The organism is Cylindrospermopsis raciborskii Cr2010, from assembly GCF_003367075.2.
In the GTDB taxonomy this organism is placed as follows: Bacteria; Cyanobacteriota; Cyanobacteriia; order Cyanobacteriales; family Nostocaceae; genus Raphidiopsis; species Raphidiopsis raciborskii.
Genome location: NZ_CP065936.1, coordinates 1,688,285 through 1,706,141 on the forward strand (window position 1 = coordinate 1,688,285; position 17,857 = coordinate 1,706,141).

The following is a 17,857-nucleotide window of genomic DNA, read 5'->3' on the forward strand; positions in this document are numbered from 1 at the left end:
ACCTACGTTTATCTTATATTTAATTCGACTCACTCACTTAAACAAGTTTGTTAAGAAAGGGTATCAGCAATGGTCTTTAACTCAAGTATAATCTGAGCTGCTGTTGTTTCTAAACTTTCTGCTTTTTGAGGACTCTTGTTCATACCCACATGGGCAATATCATTGCGAATTTGGGTTAACTTACCCCATTCTAGGGAAAACAAATTAAAATCAGGTAGTTTTTCAAATTCATCATCCCAAGGGGAAATTAATGTTATTTCTTTGCCACGAAGTTTAATTTGTCCATTATTGAGCGCATTCTCTACCTGTTTTCGCTGGTCTTTATTTAGTGGATCCTGTTCACCCAATCGATATGCTAAAACGGAAACTAGCCATTCCCTTGCTAAGGTCATAGCTTGCACAACTTGATGTCTTTTTATATACCAATCTATTAGTTGAAATTGTAATCTCAGTCCTTGAGCTAAATTTCCACTATTAGTGGGATTTTCTAGGGCAAATTGTCCATATTCCTGGGTTAATTTTTGGGAAATCAGTCCAAAAGGTTTAGCTCTTTTATCAAAACTACTCTCTGCTTTTTTGATAATTTCCTCTAATTTTGTGGTTTCTTCTAAAATTTCTACAGGACGCACAAGAGCTATAGCCAGAGAAATTCGATTAATGATGTCAGCAGTATCTTTAAATTCTCTAGCTAGAGGTCGTAGGGTTGGATCATCTCTTTTTTCATCGTTAGAAATAGTATTTTTTAACAGCTCTGCTAAGGGGGATCCATCACCCACTTTGACAAATCTATCTGCGGCAGCAAGCCAGTCTAATAAGCTGAGCATGGGCAATAAATCATAGGTGGGGGTGTCTGGATTTTGAGAATTAGACTTAAAAGCTCCATATAAGACGCCTTCAATTTTCACCTGTTTTACTGTACGTAGGTAGCTAATAGCTAATAAGGCAATAACTGGAATGGAACGGAAACTATGGGTAAGGTCAAAAATAACGCGATCGCCCTCGTTTAAACAATTAGTAATTTTATCAAAAATTAACCAACTATCATCCAAAGAATTACTCTCGGGAATATCAAAAACAGGCTCTAATTTAACGGATTTATTAGCTAGTTGTTCTTGTAATCCTTGCCAATTAGATATGGTTCCGTTTCTGGGGGGGTCATTAGCTACTGTGGGTGTTAATAATACATACAATGTATCAGGTTGATAAAATTCAACCAGGGCTTCCTGAAAAAATTTGGTCCTTACTGCTTGACTAGTGGTGGGATGGATATAATTTGTCTCAGCGTAATTACTGTTGCCAAGAAAAGAAATAATTTTCATGTGTTTTCAAGATTATTTACTAGTGTTGTGAAATGTTGTTTGATTTACATGTTAAGTAGGGAGGCACAATTTGTAGGATGGGTCGAGTAACCAGACCCATGGGGGTGTTGGGTTTCATGCTTCAACCCAACCTACGTTGATCTGGGGATATTAGCCCGCTAATAAACTATACAGGCCAAATGCGGGTAAAGCCTTGGCTCCCTAAAGTACCATTCACTGTTGGGTCAAAACTAGTGATGACACAACTGTTTTCCTTTTCCCTCACCGCATAGAGAGAAGGTCTGTTAGTGGAACCACACCATTGAGGTTTATTTCTATTACTTGTGGCACACACCCCATGGACTATCTGCTCCCAGGTCTCGGTGTCTGTACTCTCCCACACACTGTCAATACAACCTGGCTCTGTATTTGTATTTATCGTTATGCTCAGTTGTGTGCCTAAATCCCTAATATCTTCCTGCAATCTACTAAACAGCTGGGATAACTCCATTTCTTCACTTTCTGTTTGGGTGATAAATTCACTACCACGAAAAACCACACCATTGCGCATGTCATGGGGTGGTCTTCTCCATCCCGGTCCTATCCCCCCTAATCTCTGGGCTAGTTCTAGCAATCTATCTACTAATCCCCTACACTCTTGGTTACATTTAACTCCTATTTGCCAATCCTGATTTACCACCGCGCTCGGTATATTACTGTAGTCACGATTATTTCCCCGGTTCCCTGCGCCTATTTCCCTACCCGCAAACATTCTATAACTCACTAGATTCAGTTGCGCTGGTGACCCAAATCCACCAAATATATAGGTGGTTAATTTCTCTGCATCCGGTCTGGAAAATTCCCTTAATGCTAATCGCAAAAACCAACCCCGCAGGGTGGCTCTTAATACCTGTGGCGACCACCTATACTTCCCTGTTATGTTCATTCCCCGGTTGTGTGCTTGTATCCCCGGTTTTGCCCCCCGCACCCTTAATTGCCAATCTCCTTGGCTGATTCTCTCTCTCTCTACTAATCTCCCAAATCCAGAGTTTTTCCCTCTCCCTATTCCTTCTTCCTCTAAGGTCTCTTTTAATCTATTTTTTAACCATCCCCTTTCGTCTTGTCTTATTTCCTGTCGGGTATTCACTACTATGCTTAAAAGAGTTGGTTGCAATGAAGGAGGTTCCTTGGGTGAGGCTTGCCATTGCACGCTTAAAGCCCTTACGTTCTCCCCATATACTTGCCATGATTGCTGGCCATTCAGGGGATAGGGTTCCACATTGTCCAGAGGTACACTCTCAAATCTAATCTCCCTACAGCGCCATCCACTTCTATCCTCTTGCACAAGTCTTTGCCAAAATTGCTGTTCCTCACCCCCCATTTGAGACCACACCTTTCTAATTCTGCTCAGTAATGACCCCCGCAGACTAGATCCAGGTATACAAGGATATCCCCCTATTTGTGCAGGCAAAATCATTCCCTCGCTTAGACTTCCTCCCCCTACTTGTATGGGAGTTAAAATTTGCACCCTGAGAATGGGGTTAGATTTTTGTGGCGTGTATGAATTATTCACATACCAGGCTTGGCGCACCTCCCTATTTTCCGGTGGTCCTTCTATTATGTCCGTGGTTTGGGGTGTCCAGCCTTTTTCTTCTTCTGTATCTACTCTGTACCATTTGGGTAATTCTGTTGGTAAGGACATAGTTTTATCTCAGTGTTTTTTATAGTTAGTTGAATTGATTATTACTTTGCATTACTTTGCAGTGTTTCTTTTAGACGCATTGTCCAAAATTGGATTGTATCTGCTATTTCTAGCAGCATTTCTGTAACTAATATTTGTTGGTTGAAATTCAGCTGGGCATATCTAGCTTGAAAATCTTCTGTCTTCATATTAGCCCTTATTCCCAATTCAGAACCCACCACTTGACATAAAGTTACCCTGGCTACCCCCCAGGCAAAATAGCGCCGTTGCTCATCTGTTCCCCCCACACCATCCGGTAATTCACCACCAATTAGTTTGGGTGACCGAGAAAGGGCCCAAAACCTCTCAACACCCCAACTGGAAACATATTCACCTATACCACTGGCTTTTCCTTGCCATTTTTCTATGGCGCTCAAATCAGTAGCCCCTTTCCTTAATTCTGCTAACACTTTTTGGTCTAGGTCATAGAATGATGTTGTCATCTGTACTCCCACCTACGCTGATTACTTAATATTCTCGACAATTATGCGCCCGTAGCCAACTCCCCATAGTCCTCCCAGGTGATGTTCTCTATGGAGAAAACTTTCCCACTTTTCTGTTTGTTGTTGGCGACTGTGCCATGACACTACAAAACTCGCTCCCGGTGGTATGCCTTCTACGGAAAACAGGTTGTCTACCAAACTACCGTCTTTATCCGCATTTTCCTTCAAGCTAACTCGCGGTTGGCGTACCATGCCCATATCTACCAGGGTATTAATAGATTCATTTTTCAGGATTAGTAGTCGCTTCCTATGGGCTTGTAGTTCCGGGGGTAAGGGCAATTTACCTGGATCTAAGTAAGCGATATTAGATAGCTTTAACCATCGTAAATACACTGTTCTTTTATCTAGTTCTGGTTCTGTGACAAGTAAATTGTCTGGTAAAGGAGGAATTTCTGTCCCCGTGAGATCTGCAAATCTGTTTAACCAGTCAGGAAAGCTTACCCACCAGTTACCATATCCCAATACATGAACAGGCCACCAAACCGGCCATCCCCATCCCAAGGAAATATTACCTGGTGATACAGCACTTGTATCTCCCCCAAACCATTCTCCTACAAAAGGCTGAAACTCCTTTTCCTTTTCCGCGTGTTCCCTGAGCGCACCTCGCAAAGAACTACCTGGTATAACTGGTGTTCTATCCGGTAGGCGAAAAATAGGATTGTTATTACCCCGGTTTTCACTGTCTGCTCCTCCTATGTGGACGGGCTCTCTACATACTATCCAAATGTTTCCTGCTTTCATATTAGATTCTCTTTAAATAACCACAAATGTCCATATCCCCACACATGACGATTAAATGGATCCAGGAAGGGTCCGCTTTTGGTGATGGGGGCTTTATGCCACCGGTAAATGGCTCCTGCTGGTGTGAGCCACTCACCGGGGGTTAATTTTCTTTCTGGTGTGAGCTTGTGGGAAACTGTTTTCCAGGTCTGCCAGGGTTCCCCTTGTTGGGCTAGGTAAGCTAGGGGTTTATGCTGGTCTGGGTAAGGATGGGAGGTTTTAGTTCTTCCATTACTCCACAAAGCACTTGTTAATAATACAGCACCATCCGCATCTGGTATTTCTGCTCCTAAAAATTCCCAGTTTTCGCTTTCTAGGTTCTCTAAGGGTACGGTCACAATAGGAGTAGCTCCTGCTCCTAGGGTTCCATATTTTTGCGGTTCTCCTTCCCCTATTACTTTTATCACTATTGACCACTTGCTGGCCATTAAGATAGTTTTTTCAGCGTATAATCCTCCCTCTTCTACCACCTGAAAGTCCTCCCGTCGGTTATGACTCAGGGTTAGAGTTTGCCAAGGAAGCGGTTGAACTTCTACCTGGTTTAAAAATCCCTGTTCCCACAATTGACGAAAATCCTGACTTTTGATGAGATATTTTCCCCCTAGTTGTTCAATTTCTATGTCTGGGGTTGTCTGGTGATGTAGTTGCCACTTTTCTTGCCAATACATACGATATAAATCTAATACCTTTGTGTTCTGTCTTAATGGTAGTCTATGGGTATAAACACCTTGCGGAACTGACAAGTAGAGATTTTTTTCGTGTAACCAAAAAGGTCCCCACATTTGGGTGGTTTTGGGTAGATTAAGAGCTGCAGCTAGTTGGTTACCATTGGGTGGCCAACGACACCCCACCAGCCCACTGTTTTGCCCTACTGGGGTCAAATTTCCTAGGGTTATGGTGCCTGTCGGTGTGATACTATACCAGGTCATAAGCCATCCTCCCTAAATCTTTTCATCCAAAGGTCTCGGTTTTGTTCCTGTCTGGCTAAAAACACTCGCAGGGCTACCCAATTAGTCCACCATTCCCATTCGCTTAAAAAAGTATCATGTTCAGATTGTGGGCGTACTTGGTTCCAAGAGAGATTTAAACCTACACTTTGCCATAGGGTTTCTAGGGCGGTTTCTGCCAGGGCTAGATTGGGTTGTTTCATGCGGACAGGTTCCATATATTGCAATAGTTTCTCCCATCTATTTAGTTGGTTATCTGACTGCACCAAGTTGTTTCCCATCAGTATATCCCACAGGAACCAAGGGCAGATCCACTCTATAATCTGATTACTATTGAACAACACCCTTACACAAACCCGGTTTCTGCCCTGGGATTTAGCTTTCTTATAGGCTTCATTGAGATGACTATGCCATAATGCCTGGGGTATACGTCTTTGGGCAATCACTACTCCTAAACTAAAGGTCATTATTTCGCTAGGAACCGGATAAACAGACTCCCGATACTTGACCCAACCTGGTACTGGTGGCTCCAACATAGAAGTGAGGGCAGTGGTTCTACCAGACCATAAGCGATATAAATCACTGGTCATCTCCACAGCTTGGGGTAAAGGACCCAGGAGGAGGAAGTCATCTCCTCCAGCGAAGATAACCTTGCCAGGGTACTGTTCTTCTACCAGGGGATACAACAGCTTGTTCCAGTGACTAAAGAGAACAGATAGATCCAGAACATGGGGTAGGTCTAATTGGCGATGGGTATGATTAGGAATTTGGGCGGGGACTAGGTTGAGATGGTAATCTTCAATTTGCTGGGGTGTGGGATGCCATTTTTGCCAGAGTAAATTTTCCCGTTCATACTGACTACCAGAGAGCCACTTACCAATGTGGTCTCCGTCACCCCGCCATCCCACGTGCCATTGAATTGGCGTAGTCCATTGGTCTAGGTTGAAATCTTTCCAGTCTTGTTCGACCCCTTCTAGGTCTTGATCCAGACTCCAGTTTTCTAGATTGCGTCGTTCCAACACCTCGGGATGAATATATCCGGGGTGAGATCTATCTATTAAGGGTAAACCCCAGCGTCTAGGTTCTAACCCAAAGTATTCCGCTGCATCTTGTAGCCTATTATTCCAAGGAATAGATTGGCCTAGTAGGGGAACCCAAGCAGCTGCAACTGCGGTTTGTTCAGGAAAATTGCCCCAAGGACACGCGGGAGGAATATGACCCCACCGCATCTCCAGAGCTTTTTGAATATAGTCGGGTAGGGATGCTAAGCGTTTAATCAGCTCTATGCTATTTAGTTTTTCCCGAGAGCTGAAAAGAGCAGAATGGTGTCGAAGGAGACCTGCCCACCAGTGATCGAGTTCGGAGGGGGGTATACCCCAGGTGCCATTTCTGTCGATGGGTAACAACCCGGGATGCCAGACAGAAAGGGAGCCAGCGGTAGGACTAGTTACTCCACTCCACCAGGTTCCTTGCCATTGGCGACTGAGTTTTTGCTTTTCTAGCTCATCGTGAATTTGTTTATTCACTTGAGTAATACTCAGGGGTGGGTCTTGGGTAATGGGTGCCCAGGTGTGATAAACAGACCATAAAAACCTATGGTCACGGTGAATGACTTGCCATCCGACACCATCTAATAGTCTTTTTTTTTCGGTGCGCTCTTGCTCAACAACAACTCTTTCAATATTTTTAATGAGTAAAGACCATTCTTGGAGTAAAAGGTGTTTGATATTTTCTAACCAGTTTTGGGCTGCTTCATCGGTAGTGCAGGGAACCACACCAGTCATAACATTCGGTAACTCAGGGCGCCAAAAAGATTGGGGGTCTGGAGAAACACCAGTATTCATCCATCGTAGGAGGGGAGAACTTCTGTAGAGAGGTAAAAGAACAGAACCCCCCTGTTTTTCCCAATGATAGATAGTAGCCGTTGCCAGGTAATGACACAACCAAGATGCCACAGCCCAATCTCTTAACCGTTGACCCGCACCGAGGAAGGACTGGACTGGTCCAAAGACCAGAGTGCCCAGGAAATGATGGGGAGAGATTTCTGGAGGTAGCTGTTCAAAGGCATAGTTACTAGCGCCACCCCCCCAGGGGTATTTACTTCTGAGGCGGTCTGTATCTTGCCATTCTCCGGTAACTGGATGGATGGCGAAACCAGGATTTTCAGTGGTTAGGTTAGGGTCTGGGTATAGTTGCTGCTGTAGTGGCAGGAATTGGATGGGTTGTGGTTCGATGAATACCAATTGTTTTAGATCCCCCTTTGGTTATTTGTAATGATAGGTTGGGGTTGGCTGCTGTTCGACAATTTCTGGATATAGCTAGACATTCCTTTCTGTTTGGGTACTTTTTTAGGCATAACTGTAACCGTCTTTACGATGAATAGGCTTTTCGATGTTTAATTTGGTCGGTTTGACCAGTCCTTAGTAATGTGTTCCTCGACAATGAAAAACAGGCTTGTCATGGTAGTTCAGAGGGCTTTCTAAGATGTCTCGCCTTTTGTTGAAGTTACCGACAGAGCTACAAACTGGAGTTAATTTGTAGGTGTCGTGACCTGTCTTTCGTAGCCAACCTTACCTGATGGTAGGTAACTCTTTTTTATGGCGGAGTCATGCACGCTCACCCCACCTACCCAGATTGTTAAGATCTGGGCAGGTTTGAGTAGACATTAATGAGCGGTTGTCGTTATCTATAATATTAACCTGGTAATAAAAACTTTGTCCCCTATCTATGGGAATAGTTACATCTATCTTTAGATAGATATTTGGGTAAGATAGGGATTTGGGTAGGTATTTTACGACATTTTATCTAACCTAAAAACTTTTATGCGAGTAATGAAATATCCCAGTCAATGTAGTACCTAATAGGGGGTGAGAATGAAGTGGTCTCAAAAAAATAAAATATACATAAGTTTTAGGGAATTATTTTCCTGTAAATGTGTTATAATAGTGGCACAAATGGGGAAAAATCGGTATAAATATTTCAGTAATAGCAAAGGATAATGATAAAAATAAAGACAGAAAAATCAGTAATTAACGAAGAAAGTGCGAAGGTCAAGAAAAAACGCTGGAATGCCTATTATTTCGTTGGGAACCTCGCAGCCTTGTGGTGTAAGGGTTTCAGCCATTATTTTGAGGGTAGTGGGGGTGAAAAACAGAGAAATTTTGCTGACCTTCGCAAAGTGGGTCTAGACACCAGTCAGGGTAAGGTGTTAAAATGGGGGGGTCTTGACCTTCATAAGAAGGAATAGGTATTGCGACGTAAGCGTTTCCGTTACTCAGGATAACTGTCTTTGGTCTTGACCTTCATAAGAAGGAATAGGTATTGCGACCAGTTAAGGCATTGCTGACGCGCGTGAAAAAACTTAAGTCTTGACCTTCATAAGAAGGAATAGGTATTGCGACGGGGAGCTGCTAGAGGGGAACCGCTAGAGGGGAAGTCTTGACCTTCATAAGAAGGAATAGGTATTGCGACTGGTAGTGCTATACGGTTTATTCATCACAAATTAGAAGGTCTTGACCTTCATAAGAAGGAATAGGTATTGCGACCTACTTCAGGTAGAGGTACTTCAGGTAGAGGGGTGGAAGGGGGTCTTGACCTTCATAAGAAGGAATAGGTATTGCGACAGCCGTGACAAGCTGAAACCTAGTCGGATAACCGCTTAGCCGGTCTTGACCTTCATAAGAAGGAATAGGTATTGCGACCAATTAAAACAAGACATACATCCTCCTAAGAATGTATAGTCTTGACCTTCATAAGAAGGAATAGGTATTGCGACATTATAAAAACGAGTAATGTACTGTACTGTTTTTATGTCTTGACCTTCATAAGAAGGAATAGGTATTGCGACTCTTCCCATTTATAGGGAATATCTACAGGTAGTAAAGTCTTGACCTTCATAAGAAGGAATAGGTATTGCGACGACAATAGAAAACTATCTCCATACTAAAAACCTTAAGTCTTGACCTTCATAAGAAGGAATAGGTATTGCGACTTCCTCCTCATGAACAGGAGTTTCCTCCTCATGAACAGGAGGTCTTGACCTTCATAAGAAGGAATAGGTATTGCGACTTAAGGAAAAGTCTATCTACCACTGGACAAAAACTAGACAGTCTTGACCTTCATAAGAAGGAATAGGTATTGCGACTTAAAGATCCTGAGTGGCAGTGAAAATTCTAGTAAGGTCTTGACCTTCATAAGAAGGAATAGGTATTGCGACTCTAAAAGAATTAGTAACAGATAAGTACACTCGTGATCTGTCTTGACCTTCATAAGAAGGAATAGGTATTGCGACGGTAAGGCAAGGGGGCAAGGGGTAGGTTAGGAGTAGAGGTCTTGACCTTCATAAGAAGGAATAGGTATTGCGACGCAAGAAGGATTCAACTCATAAACCACTTCATTAGGCTCGTCTTGACCTTCATAAGAAGGAATAGGTATTGCGACTGACCCCTCCCTTGACCCTTGCTACCTTGACCTTACGTCTTGACCTTCATAAGAAGGAATAGGTATTGCGACCTCTATACCCACCTTCAATGGTGGTAAAAATCAAAATGTCTTGACCTTCATAAGAAGGAATAGGTATTGCGACAACCTAACGATAACTTCATTCAATACTTCATCTCTTTCGTCTTGACCTTCATAAGAAGGAATAGGTATTGCGACACAAAAAATATACCCGGCCCAAGTCTCCATTGCCTTTACGTCTTGACCTTCATAAGAAGGAATAGGTATTGCGACTCCTATGTCGCTATAATTCCACTGTAACCATTTTTGTCTTGACCTTCATAAGAAGGAATAGGTATTGCGACAGAAGTAAAGAAAAAACCCCATAAAGGGGCTTTAAAAAGTCTTGACCTTCATAAGAAGGAATAGGTATTGCGACCACTTCCTCAACTTCGTTTATGTAGCATTTAACTACGAGGTCTTGACCTTCATAAGAAGGAATAGGTATTGCGACTCTACGTCAAACAGAACACTTAATTCAGCGTCTATTTGTCTTGACCTTCATAAGAAGGAATAGGTATTGCGACGAGAAGCTGGTAGCGGTAAAACCTACACAGTACAAAGTCTTGACCTTCATAAGAAGGAATAGGTATTGCGACCCGTGTAGAAGCACCCGTAGTCAACTCCTTAAACTCAGTCTTGACCTTCATAAGAAGGAATAGGTATTGCGACAGAATACTGGTCTGTCGAAGAACCTTTCGGGCTCCGTCTTGACCTTCATAAGAAGGAATAGGTATTGCGACTTATAATATAGGGATATAGCCCTGCACAAGTGGTCTTGTCTTGACCTTCATAAGAAGGAATAGGTATTGCGACAGCTGCGTGAGGGTTTACCTCGCAGCTATACTTTCCCGAGGAAGTCTTGACCTTCATAAGAAGGAATAGGTATTGCGACGGTTTGGGTTTGGTTGCCAATCACGGCAGCCTAACTCTGTCTTGACCTTCATAAGAAGGAATAGGTATTGCGACTGGAAAAAATTTAGGGTTTAGGGGAGAAAGCTAGAAGTCTTGACCTTCATAAGAAGGAATAGGTATTGCGACTACTGGGTACTATAGTTCTGCAGTTTGAGCACACCGTCTTGACCTTCATAAGAAGGAATAGGTATTGCGACAACTGAGGGATACAGAATTGAAAGTGAGTTTGAAACCCAAAATCCCAACATTGACTTAGTATTAAAACCTCTCAACCCAGAAGAAGAAGGATTTTATGACATAGACACTTTAAAACAATGGTTAACCAACCCTAGCAAACAAGATGGTTATGATCTCGTTGAAGTAGATACATTATTATTAGGTGATTTAGTCAAAGCAAATGTAGTCAAAACATGGAATAAACCTGAAAATATCAAAGATTGGTATCCTGCAGGTTTACAAGGAGTCACAGTCAATGGTGATATATATGGTGTTCCCCATTTATTATGTGGACATTTTATTATTTCTCGGAATGACAAAGTAGCTAAAACCAAATCCGTAGAAAAATTGTTGAATATCTTAACAGCAATAACTCCGGATACACCTAATTTAGCAGGAGATTTAACAGGTAGTTGGAACTTACCAGCTCTGTATTTAGATGGGTGGGCGGATACCTATGGAACAAAACAAATTAATGCTGCTTTATCCACCACTTTAAATCCAAAGGTGATCACATCTTTCAGAAAATTTGCTCAAAATTGTCAAGTGGGAGATGTTAACCCCTGCTTTGATAAATATAGCGATTTAGATAGTGGTGCAGCAGCATTTGTTAATAATGAAGTTGATGCTTTTTTTGGTTATTCAGAAAGACTCAATTATATTCTGAAAAATAGCAGCAATTCTGATGTACAATTAAGTTCTCTACCCTTATCTGAAGGCAGTAATCCTTTATTATTTGCTGATGCTTTGGTGTTGCGAAAAGACTGTGATCAGACTTGTGAAAATGCTGATGCTTATCCTAATTCTGGGTTTGCTGAAATTCGTAAAACTTTGAAAAAGGCAATTCTTCAAGAGTTGCAATCATCGTCATAATATAGCAGGAGTAAGTGGGTCAGTATACTTGGGACCAAGTTGTCAATAAAAATACTATGACTGCGCTGATGGCTAGGACACCTTGAATCAAGTTTCCCACGAGCGTTCCCACAGTGATTCCAATACCAGCTTTCACCGCAGGCCATAATCTTCTTTGGTAAAGAAACTCACCCACAATTGCTCCTAATAGAGGTCCAAATAGAATACCTAGTAATGGTCCACCAAAAGGTAAAGCAGGTAATAATCCGAAAAATCCCATTAATAAACCCACAAATGCGCCAATTTGTCCCCACTTACTAGCACCCGCTTGTTTCGCACCAATATAACCAGCAAGGAAATCAACTCCTGTACTTAGAAGTAAAACAATGATTGTCACAATCAGAGGAATTTTAATAGCAGCAAAGGAGTTACTCACAATTCCCCAGATGATAATAGATATTAAAATCAAACTACTTCCAGGGATAGCTGGAACTACAGCACCAATAATTCCCAGGAACATTACAGCAACTAAGAGTAGATAGATAACTTGCATAATTATTGCTAGTGGGGACTGCGCCCAGTTTCATTAAAAAAGGATGGTAACATAAGTGTAACCCATGGGGGTGTTGGGTTTCATGCTTCAACCCAACCTACTTTTATCTTATATTTGATTCCACTGACCTACTTATTGCTAGTGGGGACTGCGCCCAGTTTCATTAAAAAATGATGATAACATAAGTGTAATCCATGGGGGTGTTGGGTTTCATGCTTCAACCCAACCTACTTTTATCTTATATTTGATTCCACTGACCTACTTATTGCTAGTGGGGACTGCGCCCAGTTTCATTAAAAAATGATGATAACATAAGTGTAATCCATGGGGGTGTTGGGTTTCATGCTTCAACCCAACCTACTTTTATCTTATATTTGATTCCACTGACCTACTTATTGCTAGTGGGGACTGCGCCCAGTTTCATTAAAAAATGATGATAACATAAGTGTAATCCATGGGGGTGTTGGGTTTCATGCTTCAACCCAACCTACTTTTATCTTATATTTGATTCCACTGACCTACTTATTGCTAGTGGGGACTGCGCCCAGTTTCATTAAAAAATGATGATAACATAAGTGTAATCCATGGGGGTGTTGGGTTTCATGCTTCAACCCAACCTACTTTTATCTTATATTTGATTCCACTGACCTACTTATTGCTAGTGGGGACTGCGCCCAGTTTCATTAAAAAATGATGATAACATAAGTGTAATCCATGGGGGTGTTGGGTTTCATGCTTCAACCCAACCTACTTTTATCTTATATTTGATTCCACTGACCTACTTATTGCTAGTGGGGACTGCGCCCAGTTTCATTAAAAAATGATGATAACATAAGTGTAATCCATGGGGGTGTTGGGTTTCATGCTTCAACCCAACCTACTTTTATCTTATATTTGATTCCACTGACCTACTTATTGCTAGTGGGGACTGCGCCCAGTTTCATTAAAAAATGATGATAACATAAGTGTAATCCATGGGGGTGTTGGGTTTCATGCTTCAACCCAACCTACTTTTATCTTATATTTGATTCCACTGACCTACTTATTGCTAGTGGGGACTGCGCCCAGTTTCATTAAAAAATGATGATAACATAAGTGTAATCCATGGGGATGTTGGGTTTCATGCTTCAACCCAACCTACTTTTATCTTATATTTGATTCCACTGACCTACTTATTGCTAGTGGGGACTGCGCCCAGTTTCATTAAAAAATGATGATAACATAAGTGTAATCCATGGAGGTGTTGGGTTTCATGCTTCAACTCAACCTACCTTCTACCCTTTTTAAAAACCAACACAAAACCAAAAACAAGTGCTAAAATTGGGTTAATTTATATTTTATAGGAGTAATTTTCATGGTAGCTACTACTGCTAAAAAGATGACTTTTGAAGAATTTCTTAATTATGATGATGGGACAGATTATTTATATGAATTGGAAAATGGGGAAATAATTCTTATGCCTTTTGAAAGTGAAATCAATCGGCGCATAGCGGTGTTTTTATTAATCTATTTTTCTCAATTAGGTATTCCCTATTACCGCTTGAGTATGAAAACGGAAATAGCGGTAAATAGTCGCATGGTGGGGGTGCGTGTTCCTGATTTGGTGGTATTTTCTGAAGAGTTGGCACAGGTGATGCAAAATGCTACACGCTCTCTAATTTTAATGGATATGCCACCCCCTTTATTGGTAGTTGAAGTGGTAAGTCCTAATCAAGAAAAGCGAGATTATCGTTACAAGCGTTCTGAGTATGCAGCGCGAGGTATTAATGAATATTGGATTGTTGATCCAATGGGGCAAAAAGTGACTGTTTTGGAGTGGGTGGAAGGTTTGTATGAGGAGCGGGTTTTTATGGATGATGAAGTGATTTGTTCCCCCTTATTTGCCGAGGTCAAGTTAACTGTAAATGAGATTTTAAGATGAGCCAGGATAACTTGATTTAAGATGATAATGTTGGGTTGAGAAAACCCAACCTACGTTAGACTTGACGTATAAGGTGAAATAATTGCAGATGATTATAAATATAATCCCAGCACTATTCCCAAAGTTATTGACGTTCAATTTCTATAAACTTAAACTTAAAACCATTTTCTTCTAATTTTTCTTCTTTGGTTAATTTGCCAAAATTGCTAAATTCAGGAAAATGTATATCACCTTCAAAATTCCCTTCCACAATGGTCAAATATAGCTTGTTCGCAAATTCCATAGCCTGGGTATAAATTTGTTCTCCACCAGCAATAAATATCTCTTCTGTTTCACTCATTTTGGTCCATTTAATTGCTTCCCCCAAAGAATGAAAAACTACACATCCTGGCGCTTGATAGTCAGTGTTTTTAGTTACAATAATATTAGTACGATTTGGTAATGGATGATTGAAGGTGGCATAGGTTTTACGACCCATAATTACAGGATGTCGCCAGGTAGTTTCTTTAAAATAACGTCCATCACTAGGAATATCCCAGGGAATACCCCCGCGAATGTGTTCGTTTTTGGAATCAGCTAAAATACGATCTTGGGAAATGGCAGCTATGAGACTAATAAGAGTCATAACGGATGATATTCCTTGCTAAAGGTTAACTGTTTATTCGCTCTACATACCGTTTGAACAAAAGTTCCAGAAGGTGATTTTTGAATTCTCGATCATCACTAAACTGCTTATAGAAATTAAAATTAGTTTCTATCATATCCTGCATCAGGTCATTGGTGAGGTTATCGAAAACAAGTCTTATGTTTTCAGGAGTGTTCACTTTGAAGCTTAATTTCAAGGGATTACTTTCGTCTAGTTTATCTTCTAATTGCTTAATAAATACCCGTTCATTGTCAGTGAAATCAGTGCCAAATTGCTGATTGATTTCTTGAATGATTTTTGAAAGAGGTTCTATGTTCTCTGTGGATGGTTTACTTGCTCCTATGGAATAATTACCTCTTGTTTCTCTCACTCCTCTTTCTAGTTCAATTTTGCCTTTATGGGTCTTTTGGATGCGGTAAGATTTTAATTCGATGTTTGTCTGCACTTCCAGGGGAAGGGTATGGGTTTTAATAGGTAGCTTACGGATTAGGTGGCGAAAAAATTCATAGAATTTTTCTAGCTCCCCGTCTGGAATAGGTAATAGTTGGGATATAAAAGCATATAATCGGATGAAATCTTGAAGCTGACCCCGAAAGTTAAATTGCTCTTCTACTGTAGCTTCTTTATATTGCTCTACTACGGGTGCTAAAACAGTGTATAATTTATCCTGTGTCCCCTGTTTTCCATAATAAATCTCGGCAAAAGAATCTACCTCCTTTTGTCCATAAAAACCGTAGTCACCAAGTTGGGACTGAAGGTCATAAAGCTGGTTGGGATCAGTAGACTCACTTAGAATTGTGCGATCGTAATACTCTTCAAAAGCCTTCTTTATCTCCGATGCTTCGTTGGCAAAGTCTAGTACGATTGTTCCCAATTTATTGGGATGTGTTCGGTTCAGGCGCGAAAGGGTCTGCACCGCGTTTACTCCACTCAATTTCTTATCCACATACATTGCTACTAGTAGTGGCTGATCAAAACCAGTCTGGAATTTATTAGCCACTACCAAAAAGTGATAGGAAGGTTGGTTAAAGGTTTCTGCGGTTGCATTGTCGGCAATATGTATACCCGAAGACCTGGAGTTCATATTGGTCTCAGTAAATTCTCCACCATCCTTGACTGTTCCCGTAAAAGCGACTAGGGACTGATAGGGATAGCCATTTTGGCGAATATACTCATCTAATTCTTGCTTGTAACGTACTGCATGTAGCCTGGAACGGGTAACAATCATGGCTTTGGCTTTGCCATCAATTTGGTGGGCAACTTTCTCATGAAAATGCTCCATAATAATCGCCACCTTCTGATTAATTGTGTGTGGGTGCAATTCGACAAAGTTTCGCAGTAGGGATACGGCTTTTTTCCGATCATAATTTGGATCGGTTTCAATAGTTTTGAGAAGATTAAAATATGTGTTATAGGTAGTATAGTTTTCCAGTACATCTAAAATAAAACCCTCCTCAATGGCTTGGCGCATGGAGTAGAGGCTAAAGGGAGCAAAGCTACCATCGGGTTGTTTTGTGCCAAATAACTCTAGTGTTTTGGCTTTGGGGGTCGCAGTGAAGGCAAAGTAGCTTAGGTTAGGAATTCTCCCGCGTTTTTTCGCCTCAGCAACAATACGATCTTCTAAATCCTCTTCTTCCTTACTTTCTTCCGCTTCTGCTGCTTCTAGGCTTGTGACACTTAATACAGATTTGAGCTTTTTGGTACTTTCCCCAGTTTGGGAGGAGTGGGCCTCATCTACAATTACTGCAAATCGCTTCCCCGTGAGGGACTGGATCTGGTCAACGATAACTGGGAATTTTTGCAAGGTGGTGACAATGATTTTTTTTCCTAATTCCAGGGCCTCTTTGAGTTGGTGGGAGGTCTTGTCAATATTCTCAACCAATCCGGGAGTGTCTTCAAACTGACGGATGGTTCGTTGTAATTGGCGATCCAAGACCCGGCGATCGGTAATGACGATGATGGAATCAAACACCAGCTGATCTTGGGAGTTATGGAGGCTAGAAAGTCCGTGAGCAAGCCAGGCAATGGAATTACTTTTACCACTCCCGGCGCTGTGTTGGATGAGGTAGGATTTTCCCGGGCCTTGGGATTTGGCATCCTCTAACAAATGACGCACTGTATCAAGTTGGTGATAGCGGGGGAAGATGAGTTTCTTTTTCCCTGTTTTCCTCCCCTTGTCGTCTTCTCCTTCAACCAGAGTGATAAAGTTCTGGATGAGATCTAGGACACTATTTTTTTGCCAGGTTTTTTCCCATAGGTAAGCGGTGCTGAAACTAAGGGTGGAGGGTGGGTTTCCCGCTCCTCCACAGTTCCCCTGGTTGAAGGGTAGGAAATGGGTTTTATCACCCTGAAGGTGGGTGGTCATATAGACCAGATCTGGGTCTATGGCAAAGTGGGAGAGACAAACGCCAAGGGTAAAGAGTGGTTCTTTGGGATCCCGGTTGGTGCGGTACTGTTTGATAGCATGTTCCACGTTTTGACCTTTAAAGGGGTTTTTTAGCTCAGCGGTGAAGAGGGGTAGTCCATTGAGGAAGAGGACCAGATCCAGGCTTTTGGTGGGCGTTTTCTGGCTATAGTGGAGTTGTCTGGCAACAGTAAATAAATTAGCCTGATAGAGTTTTTGGGTTTCTTGATTGAGTCTGGTATTGGGTTGGAAGTAGGCAAGTTGAAAACGGCAGCCATTGGCTTTGATACCTTTGCGGAGGACTTCTAAGGTGCCTCGGTTTTTGATGACTTCGGCCAGGCGTTTTAGGAGTTTGTTATCCGCGTCCTCACCATATTGGGTTGTAAATTTCTGCCACTCTTTTGGTTGGGTGACTTGGATGAAGTTAAGCACATCCTGGGTGATGAGGGAGAGGGCGGGGTGGTAATCTCTGGAGGTGCGGCGCTGGTAACCGTTTTGCAGGAGGCTTGTTTCGATGGTGTTTTCAAGGTTTTTTTCTGAGGTGTCGATCATTTGGGATTTAATTTTTTGATATTTTTTCA

General features: G+C 41.7%; 11 protein-coding genes and 1 CRISPR repeat array. Of the genes, 2 read left to right on the top strand and 9 right to left on the bottom strand.

Annotated elements, in window-relative coordinates; all coding sequences use genetic code 11:
- Positions 1 to 50: 50 nt before the first annotated feature.
- The 6 genes from csx2 to C6N34_RS07725 form a co-directional block, all read right to left on the bottom strand.
- Positions 51 to 1,319, bottom strand: a complete 1,269-nt coding sequence (gene csx2 / locus C6N34_RS07700; RefSeq protein WP_115538171.1) for a TIGR02221 family CRISPR-associated protein — start codon at positions 1,317 to 1,319, stop codon at positions 51 to 53.
- 166 nt (positions 1,320 to 1,485) lie between these two features.
- Positions 1,486 to 3,000 carry an RAMP superfamily CRISPR-associated protein gene (locus C6N34_RS07705; protein WP_115538172.1) on the bottom strand — a complete coding sequence of 505 codons (1,515 nt, stop codon included), beginning with the start codon at positions 2,998 to 3,000 and terminating at the stop codon, positions 1,486 to 1,488.
- 41 nt (positions 3,001 to 3,041) lie between these two features.
- A complete protein-coding gene (locus C6N34_RS07710; RefSeq protein WP_057177044.1) occupies positions 3,042 to 3,482 on the bottom strand; it encodes a hypothetical protein in 441 nt (146 codons plus the stop codon).
- 21 nt (positions 3,483 to 3,503) lie between these two features.
- Positions 3,504 to 4,283, bottom strand: a complete 780-nt coding sequence (locus tag C6N34_RS07715; protein ID WP_115538173.1) for an RAMP superfamily CRISPR-associated protein — start codon at positions 4,281 to 4,283, stop codon at positions 3,504 to 3,506.
- Positions 4,280 to 5,251 carry a hypothetical protein gene (locus C6N34_RS07720; RefSeq protein WP_115538174.1) on the bottom strand — a complete coding sequence of 324 codons (972 nt, stop codon included), beginning with the start codon at positions 5,249 to 5,251 and terminating at the stop codon, positions 4,280 to 4,282. Before C6N34_RS07720 ends, C6N34_RS07715 begins: the two co-directional genes overlap by 4 nt.
- The gene (locus C6N34_RS07725; protein ID WP_115538175.1) at positions 5,248 to 7,512 is read right to left on the bottom strand and encodes a Cas10/Cmr2 second palm domain-containing protein; all 2,265 of its coding nucleotides are present in this window, start codon (positions 7,510 to 7,512) and stop codon (positions 5,248 to 5,250) included. Before C6N34_RS07725 ends, C6N34_RS07720 begins: the two co-directional genes overlap by 4 nt.
- A gap of 978 nt (positions 7,513 to 8,490) precedes the next feature.
- Positions 8,491 to 10,881: a CRISPR direct-repeat array (repeat unit 36 nt; unit sequence GTCTTGACCTTCATAAGAAGGAATAGGTATTGCGAC).
- A gap of 100 nt (positions 10,882 to 10,981) precedes the next feature.
- On the opposite strand from C6N34_RS07725, the gene C6N34_RS07730 reads away from it, so the two are divergent.
- A complete protein-coding gene (locus C6N34_RS07730) occupies positions 10,982 to 11,773 on the top strand; it encodes an extracellular solute-binding protein (RefSeq protein WP_256450146.1) in 792 nt (263 codons plus the stop codon).
- A 19-nt stretch (positions 11,774 to 11,792) separates the two neighbouring features.
- Here C6N34_RS07730 and C6N34_RS07735 read toward each other — a convergent pair whose 3' ends face one another.
- A complete protein-coding gene (locus C6N34_RS07735) occupies positions 11,793 to 12,305 on the bottom strand; it encodes a DUF456 domain-containing protein (protein ID WP_006277555.1) in 513 nt (170 codons plus the stop codon).
- 1,354 nt (positions 12,306 to 13,659) lie between these two features.
- Here C6N34_RS07735 and C6N34_RS07740 point away from each other — a divergent pair.
- Positions 13,660 to 14,226 carry a Uma2 family endonuclease gene (locus C6N34_RS07740; RefSeq protein ID WP_096547023.1) on the top strand — a complete coding sequence of 189 codons (567 nt, stop codon included), beginning with the start codon at positions 13,660 to 13,662 and terminating at the stop codon, positions 14,224 to 14,226.
- 124 nt (positions 14,227 to 14,350) lie between these two features.
- Here C6N34_RS07740 and C6N34_RS07745 read toward each other — a convergent pair whose 3' ends face one another.
- Together C6N34_RS07745 and C6N34_RS07750 are read right to left on the bottom strand one after the other, a co-directional pair.
- Positions 14,351 to 14,851: a dihydrofolate reductase gene (locus C6N34_RS07745; protein ID WP_115538177.1), complete on the bottom strand. Its 501-nt coding sequence runs from the start codon at positions 14,849 to 14,851 to the stop codon at positions 14,351 to 14,353.
- A gap of 25 nt (positions 14,852 to 14,876) precedes the next feature.
- Entirely contained in the window at positions 14,877 to 17,828 is a 2,952-nt protein-coding gene (locus C6N34_RS07750) for a type I restriction endonuclease subunit R (RefSeq protein ID WP_115538178.1), read from the bottom strand.
- Positions 17,829 to 17,857 lie beyond the last annotated feature (29 nt).